This window comes from Alterinioella nitratireducens, assembly GCF_013155465.1.
Lineage (GTDB): Bacteria > Pseudomonadota > Alphaproteobacteria > Rhodobacterales > Rhodobacteraceae > Alterinioella > Alterinioella nitratireducens.
In genome coordinates this window covers 38,762-63,245 of sequence record NZ_JABJVX010000014.1, presented here as the reverse complement: position 1 = coordinate 63,245, position 24,484 = coordinate 38,762, and the positions used below count along the sequence as shown (strand labels likewise).

Below are 24,484 nucleotides of genomic sequence, written 5' to 3'. Positions count from 1 at the left end.
TTCAGCTTGTGCTTCGACACCACGAGTATAGCACATCGCGATGCCGTCAGGGTGAGAGCGGCATCCACCCCATCTCCTCCAGTTCATCGGCGCTCTGGATGGGGCGCATGCCCCTGCCTCCGCCGCCCCAGGAGGCCTTGAGCATGAGGGGGTAGCCGATCTCGTCGGCCTCCTTTCGGACCTTCTTCATGTCGTCGCCCAGAACCCCCGTCGCGGGGATCACCGGCACGCCCGCCGCGATCGCCACCTGCCGCGCGCTGGCCTTGTCGCCAAGCGCGCGCATGGTCTCGGCGCGGGGGCCGATGAACCGAATCCCCGCCGCGTCGCAGGCATCGACGAAATCGGGGTTCTCGGACAAGAGGCCATAGCCCGGATGGATAGCATCGGCGCCGCACATCTTGGCGACGCGGATGACCTCCTCGATGCTGAGATAGGCCGCGACGGGGCCGAGCCCCTCGCCGATCCTGTAGGCCTCGTCCGCCTTGAACCGGTGCAGCGACAGCTTGTCCTCATCGGCATAGACCGCGACGGTGCGTTTGCCCATCTCGTTGGCCGCGCGCATGATGCGGATGGCGATCTCGCCGCGATTGGCAATCAGGATCTTCTGAAACTCGGCCATTGGTTCGGTCCCCCTGTTCTTCGGTGCCGCGCAGGCTAGGCGCAAAATTCTGCGCTGCCAAGGCATTTGCGTTGCGATGCGGCGTTAGCGGTAACATAGCCTGTCGCGCGGTGTGTGTCGACGCGCAGGGTATAGGGGTTCCGGACACGGCCATATCAGGAAGCGACGCATCGCGCCTGCGCATCGACGCGCGGCCCCCGTCACGCCTGACCGGGCCGCACCAGCCGCGCCGCCAGCCCGCCCAGATCCCGCGCCCCGACCTGCCCCATGCAAGACGCCATATCCGCAACCAGCATCGCGTGCAGATGCGCGGGCCCCGCCGCCCCGAGCGCGCCAAGCGCATAGTGCCAGGCCCGCCCCATCATCACGAAATCGGCCCCCAGTGCCAGCGCGCGCAGGATGTCCAGCCCGCCCTCGATGCCGCTGTCGAAGATCACCGGCAGGGAGGTTGCCGCGCGGATGGCGGGCAGCGCCTCGATGCTGGCGGGCGCGCCGTCGAACTGCCGCCCGGCATGGTTCGAGACCCAGAGCGCATCGACCCCCATCGCCTCCAGACGCGCCACCGGGGCGGGGTCCATCACGCCCTTGATCACCAGCTTGCCCGCCCATTCGCTGCGCAGGGTCTCCAGGTATGCCCAATCCGGCGCGGTGCGCAGCAGGTATCCGATATGCGCGGTCGAGGGCAGGGGACCGGTGGCCTGACTGTATTTGTTGAGGAACTTCATATGCGGCAGCCCGCCGCGCAGCATGCCCGCCGCCCAGACCGGACAGCGCGCCACCTGCGCCAGAAGGCGCGGCGTCAGGCGGGGCGGCTGCACCAGCCCGCCGCGCGTCTGGCGTTCCCGGCGCGAGGCAATCGGCACGTCGCAGGTCAGGACCAGCACCTCGAACCCGGCACTCCTTGCCCGCGCCAGCATATCGGCACGTATCCCCGGATCGCGCGGCGGATAGAGCTGGAACCAGCCCTGACCACCCGCTACCGGCCCGACCTCTTCGGGCACCTCTGTCGCCACGGTGGACAGCCCATAGGGAATGCCCACCGTTCCGGCATGGGCGGCCAGCAATTTCTCCGCCTTGGGCCAGATCAGCCCCGACATGCCAAGCGGCGCGATGCCGAAGGGCACCGGATAGTCCCGCCCCATCAGCGAACAGGACAGATCGGCCGCCCCTTCGCCCTCGAGGATCGCGGGCTGGAACAGCACCGCGTCCAGCATCCGCCGATTGCGCCTTTGAGTCGCCTCGACGCCGGTGCCGCTGTCCAGATACTCCCAGACGAAATGTGGAATGCGCGCCTTCGCGCGCGCCTCGAGGTCGCAAAGACCGGGATATCGGCTGTTCAATTCCATTCCGGTCACAGAACCCCGCCGCACCGGCACTGTCCAGCCCCGTTAACCCCCCATCAAGGTTAACGCGCGCCCCCTCTTTCATTTTGTCTGAAATACCTCCGCCGGAGGCTCCCGAACTCGCAACCGGCGCATAGTGGAAAAGAAATAGAACAGACTGTGAACAGAGCTTTAATTCACCCCCGCCCTGCGCTAGGCTCGCGCGCATGGATATCTTCGACGATGAAACCGCCTATTCCTCGCTGTCGCAACGCGCGATGGCGGCGCGTCCGCAGCCCTATCTCGATGGCCTCAACGCGCCGCAGCGCGAGGCGGTGGAGACGCTGGATGGCCCCGTCCTGATGCTGGCGGGTGCCGGCACCGGCAAGACACGGGCGCTGACCGCGCGCATCGCGCATCTGCTGTCGACGAACGCGGCGCGCCCGAATGAAATCCTCGCCGTGACCTTCACCAACAAGGCCGCGCGCGAGATGAAGCTGCGGGTGTCCAGGCTGCTGAACCAGCCGGTCGAGGGGATGCCCTGGCTCGGCACGTTCCACGCGATCTGCGTCAAGCTCTTGCGCCGCCATGCGGAACTGGCGGGGCTGAAATCGAACTTCACGATTCTGGACACCGATGATCAGGTCCGCCTGCTGAAACAGCTCATCATCGCCGATGGGATGGACGAGAAACGCTGGCCCGCCCGCGCGCTGGCCGCGGTGATCGACAAGTGGAAGAACCGCGCCTGGACGCCCGAAAACGTCCCCGCCGCCGAGACCGGGGCCTTCAACGACCGCGCGGTCGAGCTCTACGCCGCCTATCAGCGCCGGTTGCGCGAGCTGAACGCCACCGATTTCGGCGACCTGCTGCTTCACGTCGTGACCATCTTCCAGGCCCATCCCGACATCCTCAAGCAATACCAGACCTGGTTTCGCTACATCCTCGTGGACGAGTACCAGGATACCAACGTGGCGCAATATCTCTGGCTGCGGCTGCTGGCGCAGGGGCACAGGAATATCTGCTGCGTCGGCGATGACGACCAGTCGATCTATGGCTGGCGCGGCGCCGAGGTCGGCAACATCCTGCGCTTCGACAAGGATTTTCCGGGCGCCAAGGTGATCCGGCTGGAGCAGAACTACCGCTCGACCGAGCACATCCTGGCCGCCGCCGCGGGCGTGATCGAGGGCAACAAGGGCCGATTGGGCAAGACACTCTGGACTGAGGCCGAGGGCGGCGAGAAGGTCCGCCTGATCGGCCATTGGGACGGCGACGAGGAGGCGCGCTGGATCGGCGACGAGATCGAATCGATGCAGGGCGGCACCCGTGGCATGGCCCCGCTCAGCCTCGATGACATCGCCATCCTGGTGCGCGCCAGCCACCAGATGCGCGCCTTCGAGGATCGGTTCCTGACCATCGGTCTGCCCTATCGCGTCATCGGCGGCCCGCGTTTCTATGAACGCATGGAGATCCGCGACGCGATGGCCTATTTCCGCCTCGTGATCAGCCCCGAGGACGATCTGGCCTTTGAACGCATCGTCAACACGCCGAAACGCGGGCTCGGCGAGAAGGCGCAGCAGAAGATACAAGGTGCCGCGCGGGCGAATGGCGTCTCGCTTCTGGAAGGCGCGCGGGTGCTGTTGGCCGCCAAGGGGCTGACCGGCAAGGGGGCCACGGAACTGGCGCGCTTCGTGGCCGGCATCGACCGCTGGCGCGCGATGCTGCAAGGGCCGATGCGCGCCGTGGGGCCCGATAGCGATCTGATCGAGGAGGACGCGCCCGCGGGCCGGATCAGCCATGTCGAACTGGCCGAGATCATCCTGGACGAAAGCGGCTACACCACGATGTGGCAGAACGACAAGACCCCGGAAGCGCCGGGGCGGCTGGAGAACCTCAAGGAACTGGTCAAGGCGCTGGAAGGGTTCGAGAACCTGCAAGGGTTCCTGGAGCATGTCTCCCTCATCATGGACAACGAATCGGACGCCGATGAGCCGAAAGTGACCTTGATGACGCTGCATGCCGCCAAGGGGCTGGAATTTCCCGCCGTGTTTCTGCCGGGATGGGAAGATGGGTTGTTCCCCAGCCAGCGCGCGATGGACGAAGAGGGCATGAAGGGGTTGGAGGAGGAACGCCGCCTGGCCTATGTCGGCATCACGCGGGCCGAGGCGGTCTGCACGATCTCTTTCGCGGGCAACCGCCGGGTCTACGGGCAATGGCAGAACCAGCTGCCCTCGCGCTTCATCGACGAATTGCCCGAGGATCACGTCGAGGTGCTGACGCCGCCGGGGCTTTACGGGCATCAGGGTGGCGGCGCGCGAGAGTTCGGCGGCTCGGGCATGCACGAGAAGGCCAGCCGCGCCGATGTCTACAATTCGCCGGGCTGGAAACGGATGCAGGCCAACCAGGGCGCGCGGGGCCTGAGCCAGCCGCGCGAGGCGAAGAATTTCGTCATTGATGCCGAGGCGGTGTCCGCCTTCGAGATCGGCGCGCGCGTGTTTCACCGGAAATTCGGCTATGGCCGGGTCGAAGGGGTCGAGGGCGACAAGCTGGAGATCGCCTTCGACAAGGCGGGCATCAAGCATGTCGTGGGCCGGTTCCTGGTGGCGGCGGATGCGGCGGATGACGTGCCGTTCTGAGTCTGTGATTTTGTGCAGGTCGCGGGCCGTGGTAGACTGCCCGCATGATGCGACATCTGATCCCGGCACTTGCATTGGCCCTGGCGGTCACCCCGGCCCTGGCCGACGACGCTGCGCTCTGCGGCAGTGGCAGCGCGGGGTTTGAGGCGCGTGTCGCGGCCTGCGAGCGGCTGCTGGACTCGGCCGAGGACAGGGTCGAGGCGCTGACCGATCTGGGGCGCGCCTATGAGGCGAACGACCGGGACGCGGAGGCGGTTTCCTATTACGATCAGGCGCTGACGCTCGACCCCGACAGCGCCTACGCGCTTGGGCGGCGCAGCGTTGCATTGGGAAATCTGGAACGATGGGACGAGGCCGAGGCCGATCTGCGCCACCTGATCACCGTGCAGCCCGACCGGTCCTGGCCGCGATACCGCCTGGGGTGGCTGCTGAACCAGACCGGTCGGTATCAGGACAGCGTGGAGACGCTGGAGCGCGCGGCGGCAATCGCCCCGAATTACGAGCCGGTCTGGAGCGAGCTTGGCCAGGCGCATGAACGGCTCGGCAACATGGCAGAGGCGGGGCGGGCCTATCGCCAGTTGTCGCGGCTCAGGCCGTTCAGCATCTGGACCCATGTCACCGCCTTCCGCACCCTGCGCGATGCCGGGCTGGCGGATCAGGCGGCCTATCATGCGCGCATGGCCTATACGCTCGACCCCAACGAGACCGTGTTAGAGACCTGGCTTGGCGAATATGTCGCGGGGGTCGAGGCGCAGGAGATGCCGCCGGTTGCGTGGATGCCACCGCCCGAGGACCGCCAGATCCGTTACCTTGCGATCCGGGCGGATGTGGACACGACCGACGAGATGGAGGCCGCGATCAACGACCTTGTCGGCTGGTTCACCGGCAACGCGCGGCCCCGCCCGACCAATGCCGCGATCGTGCGCATCTGGCACGAGGTGGCGGGCGAGGATTTCCTGTTGCCGCATGCGGTGGTGGAGGAGGAGCTTGACGCCTCCGACCCTCCGGCCCCGCCCGCGCCGCGCTATCGCGGGATGTTTCCGCTGATGGTGCAGGCCGCCGGCCCCGACGGCCCGATCATCGAGCCGCGATTCGACGTGGGCACCCCCGCCGATGCCTGGCCGTTGCGGGCCGGAAACCGCGCCGAGGGCAGCGGCGCCTTCGTTGTCGATTGCAGCCGGGGCCGGGGGTTCCAGTTCTCGGTCCTGGGCTGCGTGCCGGGTGTCGATTTCGCCGAGCTCGGCCCCTTCGACTGGACCCTGTCGGTGACGGCGGAACCGATCCATGTGCCCATGGGGATATACCAGACCTACCGGATCGCGTTCTCCATGCAGGGCAGTTTCACCATTCTGGGTGTCACCAATGAGGTGCCCTACGCATCCGTCTTCTGGTTCAGCCCCGATCTGAACACCTGGCTTGCGCGGCGTCTGACCGCAGAGGGCGAATACGTCTATCACCTCGCGCTGGAGATCGTGGACCCTACCCCTGCAGAAGCGGAATGAGCGTCGCCACCAGAAGCAGCGCCATGGCGATGTTGAAGGCCCGCAAGAGCCGTCCCGTGCCCAGGATGCGCTTCATCTGCACCCCGAGCCAGGCCCAGACACTGACCGAGGGCAGGTTCGTCATCGAGAAGACCCCCGCCACCAGGGCCGCGCCGATCCATCCGCCGCCCTGGGGCGCGTAATAGGTCTGCGCGGTGATCGCCATGTAGATCGCCTTGGGGTTGACCCATTGGAAGGCGGCCGCCTGAAGGAAGGTCAGCGGCGTGCCCTCGATATCCGACTCAGGGGGCGGGGCGGCATTGGCGATCTTCCAGGCCAGCCACAGGAGGTAGGCGCTGCACAGCACGGTCAGGGCAAGGCGGAGGTTCGGGTAGCTCTCGAACAGTCGCACCAGGCCAAGACCCATCAGGAACACCATGAAACCATGGCCAAGCGAGATGCCCAACATATGCGGCAGCGTGCGCAGAAGGCCGAAATTCGCGCCCGATGCCATCAGCATCAGGTTGTTGGGCCCCGGCGTGATCGACAGGGCGAAGGCAAAGCCGACAAGACCGAAGAGAAGTTCCTGTGTCATGGCGCAATCCTAGGCGGCGACCGGCGCAATGAAATTGCAAACACACGCGGTTCCTGCCATTCTTTGCAACAAATGACGAAACTGGATGAAAAAGACCGGCAGATATTGCGTGTGCTTTCACGCGACGGGCGGATCAGCAACCTGGACCTGGCCGAGAAGGTGTCGCTGTCGCCCTCGGCCTGCCTGCGCCGGGTGCAGGCGCTGGAGGCGGCGGGGGTGATCGCGGGCTACCGGGCGGTGCTGGACCCGGCCAAACTGGGCGTGGGCTTCATTGCCTATCTCAGCGTCGGGCTGAAGGAACACACCAAGGCGGCGCAGGAGGCATTCGAGAGGGCCGTCGCGCGCGCCCCCGAAGTGCGCGAATGCCACAACATCACCGGCAACGTGGAATACCTGCTCAGGGTCGAGGCGGCGGATCTCGCCTCCTACAAGGCGTTTCACACAGATGTCCTGGGGGCGCTGCCGCAGCTTTCGACCATCTCCACCCATGTCGTGATGGCCTCGCCCAAGGACGAACGCGCATAAAAAAAGGCGGTGTCACCCAAGGGAGGAGGGGTGACACCGCCATTTGCCCTTGCGACCAACCCAGGGGAGGAGCGGGCGGTCGCCGGGGATCGGGCGGCACGAACGAAGGCACGTACCAGACCCACTACACTGTGACGCGGCGGCACCCCCAGGGAGGAGGAGGGGGGATGCCGCCGCGCGTTTTGCGGACCCTCAGGGGAGGAGGAGAGGGTCGCAAAAGCCTTGGCCCCTCTGTCAGGGTCGGCTTGTTATGTGCGGCGGTGCCGGGGGAGGAGGTGGCACCGCCGCGAAACCCGTCGGATCCAGATTGGGAGGAGGGGATCCGGCAGGAATGTCGTCTCCGGTTCAGAAATCGCGCCCGTAGGCGGCGTCCATGGCGACGCGGGCGATCTCGCTGCGATCGAGGCCCAGGTCGTCCAGCTCACGCTTGCTGAGGCTGCTCAGCTCGTTCAGCGTGCGGCGATAGGTGCGCCACGCGGCAAAGCTTGCGCGGAACTGGCTGAAGATCTCGCCCAGGCGGGCGGGGAAGGAAAGGGCGGTCCCTTTGGAGTGAATTGCATGTGCCATTGTCATTACCTCTTGGCGTCATCTGCGGGCATCGGTGGTTGCGCTATCATTCTGCGGCGCGTCGCTGCCCTTGGGGTCGTTCGTTGAGACTGAAGATAAGCGAATGCTGCGATTGCACAACGCCCGTCTCGGCAATGCTGCCATGCAGCAATTGCATAACGTGGACGTAAAGCGCCTCGGATCCGGGCAAAGCGCCCAGGATATGGGCAAAGGGGTGCAACCGGGGCCGATCTGTCCTATCTCGCGGGGGACGGCAGATCATCGGGACAAGGATCAAGAGACATGACACCGACACGCGACACCATTCTTGCGGCGCTTTCACGGTTGACCCTGCCCGACGGCACGGCCCTGACCGACCGCGACCTGATCCGGGCGTTGAGCGTGACGGATGGCAAGGTCTCCTTCGTGATCGAGGCCCCGAACGCAGAGGAGGCGCAGCGCCTTGGCGCGGTGCGCGATGCCGCCGAGGCGCTGGTCAAGGGGCTGGAGGGCGTGACCGGCGTGACCGTCGCCCTGACCGCGCATTCGGGCAAACCCGCCGCACCCGCGGCGCCCGCCGCGCCCAGGGGCGAGCCGCCGAGCCTGAAGATCGGGGGCCATGCCAAGCCGCAGCAGGGCTCCATGAAACCGGCCAGCGTGCAGCGCATCCTGGCCGTGGGCTCTGGCAAGGGGGGGGTGGGCAAATCCACCGTCTCCTCGAACCTTGCCGTGGCGCTGGCGCGTCAGGGGCGCCGGGTGGGGCTGCTGGACGCCGATATATACGGACCGTCGCAGCCGCGCATGATGGGGGTTTCCAAGCGCCCGGCCTCGCCCGATGGCAAAACCATCCTGCCCTTGCACAACCATGGCGTCACCATGATGTCGCTTGGCCTGATGCTGCCCGAGGAAAAGGCCGTGGTCTGGCGCGGGCCGATGCTGATGGGGGCGTTGCAGCAGATGATGACGCAGGTGGCGTGGGGCGATCTGGATGTCCTCATCGTCGATCTGCCGCCCGGCACCGGCGATGTCGCCATGACCCTGTGCCAGAAATCCGAGGTGACGGGCGCGATCATCGTCTCGACGCCGCAGGACGTGGCGCTGCTGGATGCGCGCAAGGCGATCGACATGTTCCAGACCCTCAAGACGCCGATCCTGGGGCTGATCGAGAACATGTCGGGCTATGTCTGCGAGAATTGCGGGCATGAGGCGCATATCTTCGGCGAGGGTGGCGTGCGGGCCGAGGCGGCGCGGCTGGACGTGCCGTTCCTGGGCGCGCTGCCCATTTCGCTGGAGACGCGCGTGGCGGGCGACAGCGGCACGCCGGTGGCTATGGGGGAGGGGCCAATGGCCGAGGCCTATGCGACGCTGGCCGCGCGCCTGGTCGAGGGCGGCATGGCCTGATCACGCCGCTCGATTCCCGACGGTTTCGCCCCCGGTGCCCGCCGCATCGGGGGTTTTTTCGTGTCGGAAGGAAAAAAATCCCACCCCCTGTGGCGGGAAGATCACAACTAGATGTTGTGTGGCAAGTGGTCGCCTTCCGCAACCTGTGCGCCGGTCCCGGTCGAAATCGCCCCTATATGCTGATTTTCGGACCCGTCTGACACAAGAAGTGGGAACATTTCCCATAAAAAGGGATTGCGTGGGAAAACCTGCCATGGCACAAGTATCTCACAGCAGCAGAGACGCACCGGGACAGAGAAAAATCACTGACCGGAACAATAATAAAAGCAGGTTTCATACAGGCACCTCTAACGCTGAAAACTGAGATCCGGCGCGCGGGCAGAGCAGACATCCCCCCCAGGTATGCGCGCCCGCCGGAAACCCCAGAAATGGGACGAGGGCGGCGGATTGAGCAGTGGCAGCTAGCTCGATCCGCCGTTGTCCGTTTCCGGGCACAAGAAACGTGACCCGTTTTCCGGGCACGAAAGACCCGGCCCATTCTAGGGCCAAAATGCGGCAGAAAAGGGGCCGGGGACAGTGGAGCGCAGGTTTCAGGGCGAAAGCCTGAACAAGGTGGATGGAAAGGGCCGGGTCTCGATCCCGGTCAAGTTCCGCCGTGTGCTTCAGAACTCCGACAGCCAGTATTCCCCCGGCGGCGCGCCGCGCCTCTATATCGCCTATGGCGACCCCAAGAAAAATTACCTCGAATGTCTGTCCGGCGACGCCTATGACGAGATCGACGCCATGATCCAGGCGCAAGGGCGCGGCACGCCGCTGCGCACCCTGCTGGAAACGCTCTATTACTCCAAATGCGACGAGACCACCGTGGACGATACCGGCCGCCTGGTCCTGCCGCCCGCCGCGCGCGACAAGATCAACCTGAGCGGCGAGGCGCTGTTCCAGGGCAAGGGCGACAAGTTCCACATCCTCAGCGCCGACGAGGGCCGCGCCGCAGAGGACACGATCGAGAAACTGATGGCGCAGCTTGGCGGGGATAACGAGTTCTTCGACCCGCTCAGCATGGCCAGCAAACCCGCGCAGGTCGAGCCGTGATGCCCGCCCCGGCATCCGATACCCCCGCCCCCCACACGCCTGTGCTGCTTGACGCCATCCTGAATGCCGTCGCGCCGGTCGAGGGCGTCTGGCTGGACGGCACTTTCGGCGCGGGTGGTTACGCGCGCGGGTTGCTGGAGGCAGGCGCGGCGTGCGTCATCGGTGTCGATCGCGACCCGCTGGCGTTTGAAATGGCGACCGAGTGGGCGGGAGGTTTCGGCGAAAGGCTGAAGCTGGTCGAAGGCACCTTCTCCGATCTCGACGACCTGGCGGCCAGCATCGGCCATCCGCAACTGGACGGCGTGGTGCTGGATCTGGGCGTCTCCTCGATGCAGCTCGACCGGGCCGAGCGCGGCTTTTCCTTCATGCGCGACGGGCCGCTCGACATGCGGATGGGGCAGGCGGGGCCGTCGGCGGAAGACCTGGTCAATGATGCGCCCGAGGCGGCGCTGGCCGATATTCTTTTCCACTACGGCGAGGAACGCGCGGCGCGCCGGATTGCGCGGGCGATCGTCGCGGAACGCGCTGAAACCCGCATCAACTCCACCGCGCAGCTTGTTCAGATCATTGAGAAAAACCTGCCACGCGCCAAGCCCGGCCAATCCCATGTCGCGACCCGCTCCTTCCAGGCGATTCGCATCGCGGTGAATGACGAGTTCGGGCAACTGGCCGAGGGGCTGATGGCCGCCGAGCGCGCGTTGAAACCCGGCGGGCAGCTTGCCGTCGTCACCTTCCATTCGCTGGAGGACCGGATCGCCAAACGGTTCCTGCAAGATCGCGCCAGCACGGGCGGCGGCGGTTCGCGCCATGCCCCCGCCGAGGCCGAGCGCATGCCGACCTTCACCCTGACCCCGCGCCGCGCCATCGCGCCGGACAAGGGTGAGGTCGCCAGCAATCCGCGCGCGCGGTCGGCCAAGCTCCGCGTTGCGCGCCGCACCGACGTGCCCGCCGGCGCCCCGCAAACCGACATCCTTGGCGTGCCCCCCTTGACGGAGATTCTGTAGTTCATGCGTGGCCTCGTGACCTTCCTTGCCGCCCTAGCCGTCATCGCCCTTGGCTATTGGGCCTATCATCAGAACATCCAGACCCAGACCGCGATCCGCCAGATCGACCGGCTGCAAATGGCTATCGGGGTGGAGCGCGAGCGACTCAGCGTTCTGCGCGCCGAATGGGCCTATCTCAACCGGCCGGACCGCTTGCGCGAGCTGGTGGACCTCAATTTCGACCGTCTCGGCCTCTTGCCGATGGGGCCCGAGCAATTCGCCCATCTCGATGAGCTAGTCTGGCGCCCCGAGGATCGGCCCGAGCCGATGGATACCGAGGCCGGGGACGAGATCCTGTTCAGCGCATCCGAACCGGAGGACACGCCATGAGCCGCCGCATCGCCCTGCGCCCGCTGGCGCGCATCCTGGAAGCCCGCCAGAAGGGCGAGAACCCCGACGAGATCGAACGCGAGAACCTGGCGCGGCGGCACGAACAGGCGCGCGACAAGATGCGCCAGCGCGCCGAAAGCCGCCTTCTCATGCTGGCGATCTGCTTTTTCGCGGCTTTCCTGACCGTGGGCGCCAAGATGACCATGCTGGCCGGATCGGACCCGGAAGAGCCGCACATTTCGGTCGCGGGCAGTTCCGTCCTGGGCGCGCGCGCCGATATCGTCGACCGGCAGGGGCGGGTGCTGGCCACCAACCTCGTGACCAATGCGCTCTACGTGCAGCCGCGGGATCTGATCGACCCCGAGGCCGCCGCCGCCGGCCTGGCCGAGATCTTCCCCGATCTCGATGAAGACTGGCTGATCCGCCGGTTCACCTCAGGGTCCACCTTCGCCTGGCTGCGCGGCTCGATCAGCCCGGAACAGCAGCAGCGCGTGCATGACCTGGGCGAGCCGGGCCTGCTGTTCGGTCCGCGCGACATGCGGCTATATCCCAACGGCGCGCTGGCCGCGCATGTGCTTGGCGGCGCGCGCTTCGGCGAACAGGCGGTGAATGCCGCGGAAATCCTCGGCGTGGCGGGGGTCGAGGCGTATTTCGACGCCGAGTTGCGCGATCCGGCGCGCGGGGCCGAGCCGTTGCAACTGTCGCTCGACCTGACCGTGCAATCGGCGGTCGAAGAGGTTCTGGCCGGCGGCATGACGCTGATGAACGCGGCAGGGGCCGCCGCCGTGTTGATGGATGTGAACACGGGCGAGGTGATCTCGCTGGCGAGCCTGCCCGATTTCGACCCCAACGCACGGCCCCGCCCCCTCCTGGAAGGGGACCAGTCGGAAAGCCCGCTGTTCAATCGCGCGGTGCAGGGCGTCTACGAGCTTGGCTCCACCTTCAAGATATTCCCTGTCGCGCAGGCGCTGGACCTCGGGCTGGTGACGCCGCAGACGATGATCAACACGCAAGGCCCGCTGCGCATGGCGGGGTTTGCGATCTCGGATTACGACGATTACGGGCCGTCCAATTCGGTGACGGATGTGATCGTGTATTCCTCGAATATCGGCACCGCGCGGATTGCCGAGATGATCGGGACCGAGAGACAGCAGAGCTTCCTCGGAGAGCTCGGCCTGATGGAGCCCACCAGTATCGAGATGATCGAGAGCCGCGCCGGACGGCCCCTGTACCCGCATCGCTGGACCGACCTGTCGACCGCGACGATCTCCTATGGCCACGGCATTTCCGTCAGCCCGCTGCACCTGGCCGCCGCCTATTCCACGATCGTCAATGGCGGCACCCGGGTCGAGCCGACGCTTTTGCGCCGCGACAGCCCCCAGCAGGGGGAGCGGATCATATCGGAGGAGGTCTCGGCCCAGGCCGCGCATATGCTGCGCCAGGTGGTGACCGATGGCACCGCCTCGATGGGCGAGGTCGCGGGCTACGAGGTCGGCGGCAAGACCGGATCAGCGGACAAGCCCAACCCGGAGGGCGGCTATTACGTGGACCGGCTGATCTCGACCTTTGCCAGCGTGTTTCCCGCGAACGACCCGCAATATGTGCTGATCGTGACGCTGGACGAGCCAAGCGTGATGATGTTGGGCGAGGAACGCCGCACCGCCGGCTGGACCGCCGTGCCGGTCGCAGCCGAGATCATCCGCCGGGTGGCACCCCTTCTGGGGATGCCGCCACAGGACGTTGATCCCGAGGTTGCCTATCAGCTAACCAGCGCCTCAGAATAGAAGCTGAGTCGCGGGCGGGGGCAGGATGACCGAGAAATTGCTATCGGAACTGGGGCTGACCGCCCCCCTGGGCGGCGACCGGTCCGTCACCGGCCTCTCCATCGACAGCCGCCAGGTCAAACCCGGCCATCTTTTCGCGGCGCTTCCGGGCAGCCGGGTGCATGGCGGCGAGTTCATCCAATACGCGCTGCGCATGAAGGCCGCCGCCGTCCTGACCGACCGGCAGGGGGCCGAGATCGCGGCGGATGAGCTTGCGGCCTCGGATGCGGTCCTGATCACGGTGGAAGACCCGCGCGCCGCGCTGGCCCATGCGGCGGCCCTTTGGTTCGGGGCGCAGCCTGCCCAAGTCGTCGCCGTCACCGGCACCAATGGCAAGACATCCGTGGCCAGCTTCACCCGGCAAATCTGGGCGGCGCTTGGCCATGAGGCGGCGAATATCGGCACCACCGGCGTTGAAGGGGCCTATTCCGCCCCCGGCATCCACACCACGCCCGATCCCCTGACCCTGCACCGCCTGCTGGCCGATATGGCCAGCGAGGGTGTGACGCATGTGGCGATGGAGGCCTCCAGCCACGGGCTGGACCAGGCGCGGATGGAGGCGGTGCATCTGGCCGCCGCCGCTTTCACCAATTTCAGCCAGGATCACCTGGATTACCACGCCACGATGGAGGCCTATTTCGCCGCCAAGCTGCGCCTCTTCACCGAGCTTCTGCCCGAGGAAACCACCGCCGTGGTCAACATGGACGACCCGCACGGGGCCGAGGTCGCCTCGGCCTGCGAAAGGCGCGAGATCGAGGTGCTGACGTTGGCGCAGTACGCGGATGACGCGCGCCTCAAGATCACCGGGCGGCGCATGGATGAGACCGGGCAGGATGTGCTTTTCCGCTGGCAGGACAGGCCCTACCAGGCGCGGCTGGACCTCATCGGGGGGTTCCAGGCGATGAACGTGCTGACGGCGGCGGGGCTGGTCATCGGCGCGGGCGAGGAACCCGAGGCCGTGTTCAACGTGCTGGGACAGATCACCGGCGTGCGGGGCCGGATGGAACTGGCCGCGCGGCGCAGGAACGGCGCGCCGATCTATGTCGATTACAGCCATACGCCCGACAGCCTCGCCATCGCGTTGCAGGCGCTCCGCCCGCATGTTCTTGGCCGTCTGGTGGTGGTGCTCGGCGCGGGCGGCGACCGCGATCGCGGCAAGCGGCCCCTGATGGGGCAGGCGGCGGCGGAAAACGCCGATGTGCTGATCGTGACCGATGACAACCCGCGCAGCGAAGACCCCGGCCTGATCCGGGCGCAGGTGCTGGCAGGCTGCCCCGGTGCGACCGAGGTGGGCGACCGCGCCGAGGCGATCCTGCGCGGCATCGACGCGCTGGCGCCGGGCGATGCGCTGCTGATTGCGGGCAAGGGGCACGAGACCGGCCAGCAGGTGGGCGATGTGGTCTATCCCTTTGACGATGTTGAACAAGCCTCTGTCGCGGTGGCCGCCCTTGAGGGCATGGAATGAGACCGCTCTGGACCGCCGGGGAGGCCGCTGAGGCCACGGGCGGGCAGGCGCGCGGCGATTGGCGGGTGACGGGCGTGTCGATTGATACGCGCACGATTGAGCCGGGCGATCTGTTCGTCGCCCTCAGTGCCGAACGGGACGGGCATGATTTCGTGGCCCAGGCGCTGGACAAGGGGGCGGCGGCCGCGATGGTGGCCCGCATCCCCGAGGGCGTGGCCAAGGATGCGCCCTTGTTGATCGTGCCCGAGGTCTTGCCCGCGTTGGAAGCCTTGGGGAATGCGGCGCGGGCGCGGACCGGGGCGCGGGTGGTGGCCGTGACGGGCTCGGTCGGCAAGACCACGACCAAGGACATGCTGCGCGTGGCGCTGTCGGCGCTCGGGCCGACCCATGCGGCAGAGGCGAGCTACAACAACCATTGGGGCGTGCCGCTGACGCTGGCGCGGATGCCGCGCGAGACGGAATTCGCGGTGATCGAGATCGGCATGAACGCGCCGGGTGAAATCGGCCCGCTTTCGCGCTTGGCCCGCCCGCATGTCGCCGTGATCACGACGGTCGCGGCGGTGCATCTGGAGGCCTTCGAGTCGGTCGAGGGGATCGCGCGCGAGAAGGCGGCGATTTTCGAGGGGCTGGAGCCCGGCGGCGTGGCGGTGATCAATGCCGATCTGGACGTGACCGGGCTGCTTGACGCAGCCGCGGGGCAGGCGCGGATCGTCCATGTCGGCGCGGCGGAGGGGGCCGGGGCGCGCCTTGAGGAGGTCACGCTCGGCGATGACGTGACGGTCGTGCAGGCACAGATCGCGGGCGCGCCGGTCCTCTTCAAGCTGAACGCGCCGGGGCGGCATCTGGCCCATAACGCGCTGACGACGCTGGCCTGCGTGGCCGCGCTGGAGGGCGACCTTGCCCGCGCCGTCATGGCGCTTGCGGGCTGGAAATCGGGCGCGGGGCGCGGGCTGCGCGAGCGCATCGTGCTGAACGTCCCCGACGACCAGGCAGTGGAACTGATCGACGACGCCTTCAACGCCAGCCCAACCTCGGTGGCGGCCAGTCTGGAAGTTCTGGCGGCGAGCCGGCCCAGGGGCCGGGGGCGGCGGGTGGCGGTTCTGGGCGACATGCTGGAACTGGGGCCGACAAGCCCCGCGCTCCACGCCGGGATCGCCGATCTGGAGGCGGTGGCGGAGATCGACCTGATCTGCACCTCCGGGCCCCTGATGGCGCATCTGGATGCGGCCCTGCCCATCGCAAAACGGGGGCTGCACACGGACACCCCGCAGGAGATGGCGCGCGCGCTTCCGGGGTTGCTCTGGCCCGGCGACATCGTGCTGATCAAAAGCTCCAAGGGCGCCAAACTCTCGCTGGCAGTTGACGCGCTGAGAAAATTGGGCCAATCGATTGGTGAAACGCGCGAGGAAACCCCCTAGATGTTGTATTGGCTGAGCGATCTGACGGATGGCGGCGATTTTTTCAATCTGTTTCGCTACATAACCTTCCGCGCTGGCGGGGCGTTTTTCACCGCGTTGATTATCGGCTTCGTCTTCGGCCAGCCGCTGATCAACCTGTTGCGCAGGAAATACCAGTACGGGCAGCCGATCCGCTCGGACGGGCCCGAGGGCCATCTGGAAACCAAGGCGGGCACGCCCACCATGGGGGGCCTCCTGATCCTGGCCGCGCTGACCTTTTCGACGCTGCTTTGGGCGCGGTGGGACAATGCCTATGTCTGGATGGTGCTGTTCGTCACCGTATCCTTCGGGGGCGTCGGGTTTCTGGATGACTACCGAAAGGTCAGCCAGAACAGCACCAACGGTGTGCCGGGGCGCATCCGTTTCGGCATCGGCCTCTTGATCGCGGCTTTCGCGGGCATCATGGCGATGCTGCTCCATCCCGAGGAGCTGTCGGGGCAACTGGCCTTTCCGGTCTTCAAGGAGCTCTTGCTGAACCTCGGCTATTTTTTCGTGCCGTTTTCCATGCTGGTTATCGTCGGCAGCGCCAATGCGGTCAATCTCACCGACGGGCTGGACGGGCTGGCCATCATGCCGGTGATGATCGCCGCCGCAACGCTTGGCGTGATCGCCTATGCCGTGGGACGGGTCGATTTCACCGAGTATCTCGACGTGCATTACGTGCCGGGCACGGGGGAACTGCTGATCTTCACGGCGGGGCTGATCGGCGGCGGGCTTGGCTTTTTGTGGTATAATGCGCCGCCTGCCGCCGTCTTCATGGGCGATACCGGGTCGCTGGCGCTTGGCGGCGCGCTTGGCGCGATCGCGGTGGCCGCGAAGCACGAGATCGTGCTGTCCATCGTCGGCGGGCTTTTCGTGGCCGAGGCGCTGTCGGTGATCATCCAGGTGCTCTATTTCAAACGCACCGGCAAGCGGGTCTTCCTGATGGCGCCGATTCATCATCATTTCGAGAAACGCGGATGGGCCGAGCCGCAGATCGTGATCCGGTTCTGGATCATCTCGCTGATCCTGGCGCTGATCGGGCTGGCGACGCTGAAGCTGCGCTAAGGGCCCTTGACCTGATTGTGGCCCTGCGGGCCGCTGGTTGGTTTGGACGGTGAACGGTATTGACGGTTTGGTCCGCAGCCGGGGCTGGTATTCGGGGCAAGCGTGGATGAGTATTTTCACCAAGCAGATGATGGGAAGAAGGGGCGGATCGCGATGATCCCGGTGCAGGGAGTTGAGGGCAAACGCATTGCGGTGCTCGGGGCGGGACGGTCGGGCCTGTCGGCGGCGCGGGCCTTGCGCGCGGGCGGGGCCGAGCCGCTGCTCTGGGACGATGGCGCGGGGGGGCGCGCGGCGGCGGAAGCGGAGGGCTTCGCCTTGCGCGACCTGACCCGCGGCGGGGCGTTTGACGGGGTCGATCTGCTAGTGACCTCGCCCGGTATCCCGCATCTCTACCCCGCGCCGCACCCCGCGATTGCGGCGGCCTACGAGGCGGGGGTGCCGGTCGACAATGATATCGGCCTCTTCTTCCGCTCCTTCGGGGCGGGCGATTGGGCGCTGCATGACATCGCCCCGCGCGTGGTCGCGGTGACGGGGTCGAACGGCAAATCCACCACTTCGGCGCTGATCGCGCATATCCTGGCGGAGGCGGGCACACCCTGCCAGCTGGCCGGCAATATCGGGCGCGGGGTTCTGGATATCGAGCCGCCGGGCAATGGTGAGGTGATCGTGCTGGAACTGTCCAGCTACCAGACCGAACTGGCCCGCGCGCTGACGCCCGATATCGCCGTCTTCACCAATCTGAGCCCCGATCACCTGGACCGGCATGGCGGCATGGGCGGCTATTTCGCGGCCAAGCGGCGGCTTTTCGCGGAGGGCGGCCCGGATCGCGCCATCATCGGTGTGGATGAGGTGGAAGGCGCCTATCTGGCCGGACAGATGAGCGAGGTGGCGGCGGATGGGCGGCTGATCCGGGTCTCGGTGGCGCGCAAGCTGGCCGGGCCGGGCTGGAACGTCTTTGCGCGCAAGGGGTGGCTTTCGGAGACGCGCAAGGGGCGGCAAGTGGCCTCCATCGACCTGCGCGGCGTGGCGGGCCTGCCGGGATCGCACAATCATCAGAACGCCTGTTGCGCCTATGCGGCGGTTCGCGCCCTGGGGCTGGCGCCCAAGCTGATCGAGGCCGCGTTTCATAGCTTCGCCGGTCTGCCGCATCGCAGCCAGCTCGTGGGCGAGAGGGACGGAGTGCGCTTTGTCAATGACAGCAAGGCCACCAATGTGGATGCCGCGGCCAAGGCGCTGGCGGCGTTTCCGCGGGTACGCTGGATCTGCGGCGGCTTACAGAAAGAGGGCGGGCTGGAAGGCTTGCGTCCGGCGCTCGGCAGCGTGGCCAAGGCCTATGTGATCGGACGCGAGGCGGAGGGCTTCGCGCTTGGGCTTGGCGAAGTTCCGGTCTCGGTCTGCAGCACGATGAAGCGGGCGGTGGCCGAGGCCGCGCGCGAGGCCGAACCGGGCGAGGTCGTGCTGCTGGCGCCCGCGGCGGCGAGCTTTGACCAATACGACAATTTCGAGCGGCGGGGCGAGGATTTCGTGGCCTGCGTCGCGGCTGTGCTGGCGGGCTAGTCGTGCCGCCGGTGATAGGTCAGGGCGCTTGAGATCAGCAGGCGCAGCTTGTCCATGTCGGGGGCCTCAAGGTTCTGAAACTGCACCGCCCGGTTGCCGTCATAGCGGAAATCGGTTGGGAACAGGCTGCGGAAATCACTGATCAGGCTGGTCTGGCAATGCGCGAAGATCGCGTAGCCGCCGGTCCTGGGCACGCCCAATCGCAGCGGGCTGCCGGTCTTCGGCACCGTCGCATAGGTGGGCTGGCCCCATTTCAGGCTTTCCTCGATCCGGCCCGCGCCCTGGGTCTCCTCGGCCACCTCGAAGATCAGCGCGCGCAGACGCAGGAGGCCCGCGCGGGCCGGGTCGGGGAAGCCCGCGAACCGCGCCGCGATCTCGGCATCCGCGATCTCAGCCAAGCGCCTGCCCCCAGGTGCAGGCCAGCCCGTCGCCATCGGGGTCCAGCGCATGGGCGTCGCGGGCCGGACCGCCGCGCGCCAGGAAGAAGCGCTGCGCGTCGGCGGCGCTGCTGAAATCGCTGCAATCGCGGTCATCGACCAAGGTGCCGGTCTGCGCGCGCGGGAAGGTGGCGCTGCCCCGCAGCCCGCGCGAGACGACGCCGACGGGCCGCCCGTCGCAACTGGCCAGGCCCCGCTCGATCAGTTCGACCTCCAGCATCATGTCGGTGTCGCGCCCCACGGCCGCGCCACCGGCATAGGTCGCACAGAGCGTGTCGGTATTCTGCGACGCGATCCAGACCGCGCGCTGCTCCGGGTCCATCTGATCGACCGCGTTATACACGATGCCGCAGGCCGAAAGCCCTGCCAGCGCCATTCCCATGACCGTCGGTTTCATCGCTGCTCTCCTTGTCCCATGTTTTGCAGCAAGGCTTCCACGGAATGGGGCGGGCTGTCGAGATTCGTCCGGCCAACCGGCGGAGATGTGCCATTTCTCTGGCCCCGCGCGGCATTTCGCGTTAGGCTTGCCCCCAGATCCGGGACAAAACCGGACAGGCAGAGGCAGTATCGGGCGGAACCCATGACGGAAATGGCGCATGGCACAGTACTTGTGCAATCGGGCGAGGCGATTCTGCCGCGGTGGTGGCGGACCGTCGACAGGGTCACGCTGGCCTGTATCTTCACTCTTTTCCTGATCGGATTGCTGCTTGGCTTCGCCGCCTCGCCGCCCTTGGCCGCGCGCAACGGGCTCGATCCGTTCTACTATGTCTACCGGCAGGCGTTCTTCGGCGGGCTGGCTTTCGTGGCCATGATCCTGACCTCGATGATGAGCCCGCAACAGGTGCGCCGCCTTGGCGTGCTCGGCTTTTTCGGGGCCTTCGCCTCGCTGGCGCTGTTGCCGGTTTTCGGCACCGATTACGGGCAGGGCGCGGCGCGCTGGTATTCGCTTGGATTTGCGTCGGTGCAACCCTCGGAATTCCTGAAACCCGTCTTCATTATCTTCACCGCCTGGATGGTCGCCGCCAGCCAGGAGATCAACGGCCCCCCCGGCAAGACGCTGTCGCTGATCGTGATGACGGTTGTTGTGGGGTTCCTGGTGATGCAGCCCGATTACGGGCAGGGGGCGCTGGTCCTCTTTTCCTGGATGGTGATCTATTTCGTCGCCGGGGCGCCGATCTGGATCCTCGGCCTGATCTCGATCATCGTCGCGGGCGGTGGCATCCTGGCCTATACGACGGTCGAGCATGTGGCGCGGCGGATCGACGGGTTCCTGTCCGCCGAGGTCGATCCCAACACGCAGCTGGCCTATGCCGAAAACGCCATCCGCGAGGGCGGATTCTTCGGCACCGGGCTTGGCGAGGGGTCGGTCAAATGGACGCTGCCCGATGCCCATACCGATTTCATCATCGCGGTTGCGGCCGAGGAATACGGGCTGGTCCTGGTCCTGCTGATCATCGCGCTCTTTGCCATCGTGGCGCTGCGGGGGTTCTTCCGCCTAATGCGCGAGCGCGACCCCTTCACGCGGCTTGCGGGGGCCGGGCTGGCCGCCGTCTTCGCGTTGCAGTCGATCATCAACATGGGCGTCGCCGTGCGGCTTCTGCCCGCCAAGGGCATGACGCTGCCATTTGTCTCCTATGGCGGCTCCAGCCTGATCGCGACGGGGGTTGCGGTGGGTATGCTTCTGGCCTTCACCCGGTCGCGTCCGCAGGGCGACATCTCGGACATTCTTTTCCAGCGGCGCGGATGAGGCGGCTATGTCGGGCAATCCTCTCATGATCATCGCGGCGGGCGGCACGGGCGGGCACATGTTCCCGGCGCAGGCGCTGGCCGAGGCGATGATCCGCAAGGGCTGGCGGGTGCGGCTGTCGACCGATGCCCGCGGCGCGCGCTATGCGGGCGGGTTTCCGCATGTGGTCGAGGTGGTCCAGGTCGCCTCCGCCAGTTTCGCGCGCGGTGGCGTGGCGGGCAAGATCACCGCGCCGTTCAAGATCCTGGGCGGCATCCTTTCCGCCACCTTGCGCATGATGCGGGAAAGGCCGGCCATCGTGGTGGGGTTCGGCGGCTATCCGACGATCCCGGCGCTGGCCGCCGCGTATATCACCCGCCGCCCGCGCATGATCCATGAGCAAAACGGCGTGCTCGGCCGGGTCAACAAGCTCTTTGCGCGCCGCGTCCAGATGGTCGCCTGCGGCACCTGGCCCACCGATCTGCCCGAGGGCACCACCCATGAGCACACCGGCAACCCGGTGCGCGCGGCGGTGCTGGAGCGGGCGGGCGCGGCCTATATCACCCCCGGCGATTACCCGATGAGCCTGCTGGCCATCGGCGGCAGCCAGGGCGCGCGCATCCTGGCCGATACGGTTCCCGCGGCCATCGCACTGCTGCCCGAGGAGATCCGGCAACACCTGCGCATCGCGCAACAGGCCCGCCCCGAGGATCAGGACCGCGTCATCGCCGCCTACTATGAGACCGGCGTGCCCTGCGAGGTCGAGCCCTTCTTCCGCGACATCCCCCGGCGCCTGTCCGAAGCGCAGCTTGTGATCAGCCGCGCGGGCGCCTCCTCCGTGGCCGACATATCCGTCATCGGGCGGCCCTCGGTGCTGATCCCCTTTGCCGCCGCGACCGGCGATCACCAGAGCGCCAATGCGCAAGGCCTGGTCGATGCAGGCGCGGCGCTGCGTCTGAGCGAGGAGGAATTGTCGCCCGAGACGCTGGCCGAGGCGATCTACACCGTCCTCAGCCAGCCCGACCTGGCGCAGCAAATGGCCCGTGCCGCGACCCAATCCGGCATCACGGACGCGACGGATCGTCTGGTGGCCCTTGTGGAAAGGCTTGCACATCCATGAATATACAGCATGACATATGGGCCCGTTGGCCCGCCAGAGGACCAAGCACCATGAACGCAGCGACAAAACTGCCGACCCAGTTGGGGGCCATCCATTTCGTCGGCATCGGCGGTATCGGCATGTCGGGCATCGCCGAGGTGCTTTTGAACCATGGCTACGAAGTGCAGGGCTCGGACCTGAAACCCTCGAAAATCACCGAGCGGCTGGAATCCCTGGGCGCGCGCATCTTCATCGGGCAGAAGGCGGAAAACCTCGAAGGGGCCGAGGTCGTCGTGATCTCGACCGCGATCAAGGATGGCAACCCGGAAAAGGACGCCGCCCGCGCCCAAGGATTGCCGGTCGTGCGCCGGGCCGAGATGCTGGCCGAACTGATGCGGCTGAAATCCAACATCGCCATCGCGGGCACCCATGGCAAGACCACGACCACGACCATGGTGGCGACGCTGCTGGATGCGGGCGGGGTCGATCCGACCGTGATAAATGGCGGCGTGATCCACGCCTATGGCTCCAACGCGCGCATGGGGCAGGGCGAATGGATGGTGGTCGAGGCCGACGAGTCCGACGGCAGTTTCAACCGCCTGCCCGCGACCATCGCCATCGTCACCAATATCGACCCAGAGCATATGGAGCATTGGGGCAGCTTCGACGCGCTCAGGCAGGGGTTCCTGGATTTCGTCTCCAACATCCCGTTCTACGGGCTCGCGGTCTGCTGCACCGACCATCCCGAGGTGCAGAGCCTCGTCGGCAAGATCACAGACCGGCGCGTGATCACCTATGGCTTCAACGCGCAGGCCGATGTGCGCGCGGTGAACCTGACCTACAAGGGCGGCGTGGCGCATTTCGACGTGGTGCTGCGCGCCGAGGATATGGTAATCGAGGATTGCCGCCTGCCGATGCCGGGCGATCACAACGTCTCGAACGCGCTCTCGGCCATCGCGGTGGCCCGTCACCTGGGCATGAAGAACGCCGAGATCCGCGCGGCCCTGGCCAATTTCAAGGGCGTCAACCGCCGCTTCACCAAGGTGGGCGAGGTGGAGGGCGTCACCATCATCGACGATTACGGCCATCACCCGGTCGAGATTGCCGCCGTGCTGAAAGCCGCGCGCCAGGCCTGCGAGGGCCGCGTCATCGCGGTGCATCAACCGCATCGCTACACAAGGCTGCATTCCCTCTTCGAGGAGTTCTGCGCCTGTTTCAACGAGGCCGACGTGGTGGCCATCGCCGAGGTCTTCGCGGCGGGCGAAGAGCCCATCGAGGGCGCCAGCCGCGACGATCTGGTCGCGGGGCTGGTGGCCCATGGTCACCGCCACGCCCGTGCCATCCTGGACGAGGATGACCTGGCGCGCCTCGTGCGCGAACAGGCGCGGCCCGGTGACATGGTGGTCTGCCTCGGGGCGGGCACGATCAGTTCCTGGGCGCATGGCCTGCCGGAGCGCCTGAAGAAGGGAGCCGCCGCATGACGCTGTCGCTGATCCTTGCCTCTGTCTGGGCGATCCTGGCGACGGCTCTTGCCTTCCTGCCGATGCGGCTGCAATTCGCGCCGGGGATTGTGCTTCTGGTTCTGGCACTTCCCCTGCTGGTCTTCATCGGGGTCCAGCACGGGCCCTGGATCGTGGCGCTGGTGGTGGCGGGGATCGTCTCGATGTTCCGCCGTCCGCTGGCCTATTTCGCGCGCCGCCTCATGACGCGGATGCGCGAGGGAGCAAGCTGATGCCGCTGTCGCTGCCCCTTGCCAGCCTCTGGGGCCTGACCGCCTGCCTGTTGGGGCTCGCGCCGGCCCGCGTTCATTGGCCCGCGGCCGTGTGCCTGATCGCCACCGGCATTCCGATCCTGGGCTATGTCACATGGCAGGTCGGGCCGGTCTGGGGGTTCGTGATGCTGGCCGCCGGAATCTCCGTCCTGCGCTGGCCGGTCTTCTATGCGGGCCGCTGGCTGCGGCGGCGGTTCTTGCAGGGGTAGCGCGATGGTTCTTGTCATCGTCCTGGTCATGGCGGTCTATTTCGGGGTCGGCGGCATCGTCGGATATATCCTTGGCCGCGCGGTCGGACGGTTGCCGCTGGTGATATTCTGCCTGCTCCTGGGTGCTGCGATCCTCGGGATGCTGGTCCTGCCTGCGATCGGCGTCGACACCTCGGCGATCCTGGGCGACGATACGCGCGGCAACCGGATCGTGGCCTACAGCGCCCTGTCGCCGGGGCTGGCGGGGGCGGTGCTGCTCGGCGCTTTGGGGCTGAGGCAGCGCAGGCGCGCCGGGAAAGGGTAGCG

Annotated in this window: 23 protein-coding genes and 1 pseudogene; 18 read left to right on the top strand and 6 right to left on the bottom strand. The window is 66.8% G+C overall.

The window, feature by feature from the left end; all coding sequences use genetic code 11:
• Positions 1-73: 73 nt before the first annotated feature.
• Positions 74-619, bottom strand: a pseudogene (locus tag HNS34_RS17505) (biotin carboxylase N-terminal domain-containing protein); the annotation flags it as partial.
• Between the two features lie 200 nt (positions 620-819).
• A complete protein-coding gene (locus HNS34_RS17500) occupies positions 820-1,965 on the bottom strand; it encodes an alpha-hydroxy acid oxidase (protein WP_172321383.1) in 1,146 nt (381 codons plus the stop codon).
• A 203-nt stretch (positions 1,966-2,168) separates the two neighbouring features.
• On the opposite strand from HNS34_RS17500, the gene HNS34_RS17495 reads away from it, so the two are divergent.
• Positions 2,169-4,574, top strand: coding sequence for an ATP-dependent helicase (locus HNS34_RS17495; RefSeq protein WP_172321382.1), 2,406 nt, complete (start codon positions 2,169-2,171; stop codon positions 4,572-4,574).
• A gap of 44 nt (positions 4,575-4,618) precedes the next feature.
• Positions 4,619-6,076, top strand: coding sequence for a tetratricopeptide repeat protein (locus tag HNS34_RS17490; RefSeq protein ID WP_172321381.1), 1,458 nt, complete (start codon positions 4,619-4,621; stop codon positions 6,074-6,076).
• Here the strand turns inward: HNS34_RS17490 and HNS34_RS17485 are convergent.
• Entirely contained in the window at positions 6,054-6,650 is a 597-nt protein-coding gene (locus HNS34_RS17485; RefSeq protein ID WP_172321380.1) for a LysE family translocator, read from the bottom strand. The two genes, HNS34_RS17490 and HNS34_RS17485, sit on opposite strands and share 23 nt — an antisense overlap.
• Before the next feature lie 72 nt (positions 6,651-6,722).
• Between HNS34_RS17485 and HNS34_RS17480 the strand changes: the two genes are divergently transcribed.
• Positions 6,723-7,175, top strand: a complete 453-nt coding sequence (locus tag HNS34_RS17480; protein WP_172321379.1) for an Lrp/AsnC family transcriptional regulator — start codon at positions 6,723-6,725, stop codon at positions 7,173-7,175.
• 345 nt (positions 7,176-7,520) lie between these two features.
• Here the strand turns inward: HNS34_RS17480 and HNS34_RS17475 are convergent, their stop codons facing one another.
• Complete coding sequence (locus HNS34_RS17475) at positions 7,521-7,742, bottom strand: DUF1127 domain-containing protein (protein ID WP_172321378.1); 222 nt, start codon at positions 7,740-7,742, stop codon at positions 7,521-7,523.
• Positions 7,743-8,024: 282 nt separating this feature from the next.
• Here HNS34_RS17475 and HNS34_RS17470 point away from each other — a divergent pair, with 282 nt between their 5' ends.
• The 9 genes from HNS34_RS17470 to murD all read left to right on the top strand — a co-directional run bounded on the left by HNS34_RS17470 (position 8,025) and on the right by murD (position 18,936).
• Positions 8,025-9,122 carry an Mrp/NBP35 family ATP-binding protein gene (locus tag HNS34_RS17470; protein ID WP_172321377.1) on the top strand — a complete coding sequence of 366 codons (1,098 nt, stop codon included), beginning with the start codon at positions 8,025-8,027 and terminating at the stop codon, positions 9,120-9,122.
• A gap of 576 nt (positions 9,123-9,698) precedes the next feature.
• Positions 9,699-10,214, top strand: coding sequence for a division/cell wall cluster transcriptional repressor MraZ (locus tag HNS34_RS17465; RefSeq protein ID WP_172321376.1), 516 nt, complete (start codon positions 9,699-9,701; stop codon positions 10,212-10,214).
• On the top strand, positions 10,214-11,218 hold the full coding sequence (rsmH, locus tag HNS34_RS17460) for a 16S rRNA (cytosine(1402)-N(4))-methyltransferase RsmH (RefSeq protein WP_172321375.1): 1,005 nt from the start codon (positions 10,214-10,216) through the stop codon (positions 11,216-11,218). The genes HNS34_RS17465 and rsmH overlap by 1 nt, the downstream gene beginning before the upstream one ends.
• A 3-nt stretch (positions 11,219-11,221) precedes the next feature.
• Entirely contained in the window at positions 11,222-11,587 is a 366-nt protein-coding gene (gene ftsL, locus HNS34_RS17455; RefSeq protein ID WP_172321374.1) for a cell division protein FtsL, read from the top strand.
• Positions 11,584-13,371, top strand: coding sequence for a peptidoglycan D,D-transpeptidase FtsI family protein (locus HNS34_RS17450; protein ID WP_172321373.1), 1,788 nt, complete (start codon positions 11,584-11,586; stop codon positions 13,369-13,371). Before ftsL ends, HNS34_RS17450 begins: the two co-directional genes overlap by 4 nt.
• Before the next feature lie 25 nt (positions 13,372-13,396).
• Complete coding sequence (locus HNS34_RS17445) at positions 13,397-14,875, top strand: UDP-N-acetylmuramoyl-L-alanyl-D-glutamate--2,6-diaminopimelate ligase (protein WP_172321372.1); 1,479 nt, start codon at positions 13,397-13,399, stop codon at positions 14,873-14,875.
• Positions 14,872-16,293, top strand: coding sequence for a UDP-N-acetylmuramoyl-tripeptide--D-alanyl-D-alanine ligase (locus HNS34_RS17440; RefSeq protein WP_172321371.1), 1,422 nt, complete (start codon positions 14,872-14,874; stop codon positions 16,291-16,293). Before HNS34_RS17445 ends, HNS34_RS17440 begins: the two co-directional genes overlap by 4 nt.
• Positions 16,294-17,379: a phospho-N-acetylmuramoyl-pentapeptide-transferase gene (gene mraY / locus HNS34_RS17435; protein ID WP_172321370.1), complete on the top strand. Its 1,086-nt coding sequence runs from the start codon at positions 16,294-16,296 to the stop codon at positions 17,377-17,379. It abuts the gene before it with no gap.
• A 153-nt stretch (positions 17,380-17,532) separates the two neighbouring features.
• Positions 17,533-18,936: a UDP-N-acetylmuramoyl-L-alanine--D-glutamate ligase gene (gene murD / locus HNS34_RS17430; protein WP_172321369.1), complete on the top strand. Its 1,404-nt coding sequence runs from the start codon at positions 17,533-17,535 to the stop codon at positions 18,934-18,936.
• On the opposite strand, the gene HNS34_RS17425 is transcribed toward murD, so the two are convergent.
• Entirely contained in the window at positions 18,933-19,334 is a 402-nt protein-coding gene (locus HNS34_RS17425) for a DUF1801 domain-containing protein (RefSeq protein WP_235952792.1), read from the bottom strand. The genes murD and HNS34_RS17425 overlap by 4 nt on opposite strands.
• Positions 19,327-19,770: an excalibur calcium-binding domain-containing protein gene (locus HNS34_RS21045; protein WP_172321368.1), complete on the bottom strand. Its 444-nt coding sequence runs from the start codon at positions 19,768-19,770 to the stop codon at positions 19,327-19,329. Before HNS34_RS21045 ends, HNS34_RS17425 begins: the two co-directional genes overlap by 8 nt.
• Before the next feature lie 183 nt (positions 19,771-19,953).
• On the opposite strand from HNS34_RS21045, the gene ftsW reads away from it, so the two are divergent.
• From ftsW to HNS34_RS17390, 6 genes are read left to right on the top strand one after another with little or no spacing between them, the layout of a single operon-like run.
• Complete coding sequence (gene ftsW / locus HNS34_RS17415; protein WP_172321367.1) at positions 19,954-21,120, top strand: putative lipid II flippase FtsW; 1,167 nt, start codon at positions 19,954-19,956, stop codon at positions 21,118-21,120.
• Between the two features lie 7 nt (positions 21,121-21,127).
• Complete coding sequence (locus HNS34_RS17410) at positions 21,128-22,219, top strand: UDP-N-acetylglucosamine--N-acetylmuramyl-(pentapeptide) pyrophosphoryl-undecaprenol N-acetylglucosamine transferase (RefSeq protein ID WP_235952791.1); 1,092 nt, start codon at positions 21,128-21,130, stop codon at positions 22,217-22,219.
• Positions 22,220-22,269: 50 nt separating this feature from the next.
• Positions 22,270-23,679: a UDP-N-acetylmuramate--L-alanine ligase gene (murC, locus tag HNS34_RS17405; RefSeq protein WP_172321366.1), complete on the top strand. Its 1,410-nt coding sequence runs from the start codon at positions 22,270-22,272 to the stop codon at positions 23,677-23,679.
• On the top strand, positions 23,676-23,930 hold the full coding sequence (locus tag HNS34_RS17400; protein WP_172321365.1) for a DUF2484 family protein: 255 nt from the start codon (positions 23,676-23,678) through the stop codon (positions 23,928-23,930). The genes murC and HNS34_RS17400 overlap by 4 nt, the downstream gene beginning before the upstream one ends.
• Entirely contained in the window at positions 23,930-24,178 is a 249-nt protein-coding gene (locus tag HNS34_RS17395; protein WP_172321364.1) for a DUF2484 family protein, read from the top strand. The genes HNS34_RS17400 and HNS34_RS17395 overlap by 1 nt, the downstream gene beginning before the upstream one ends.
• Before the next feature lie 4 nt (positions 24,179-24,182).
• Positions 24,183-24,482 carry a hypothetical protein gene (locus HNS34_RS17390; RefSeq protein WP_172321363.1) on the top strand — a complete coding sequence of 100 codons (300 nt, stop codon included), beginning with the start codon at positions 24,183-24,185 and terminating at the stop codon, positions 24,480-24,482.
• Positions 24,483-24,484: the final 2 nt, after the last annotated feature.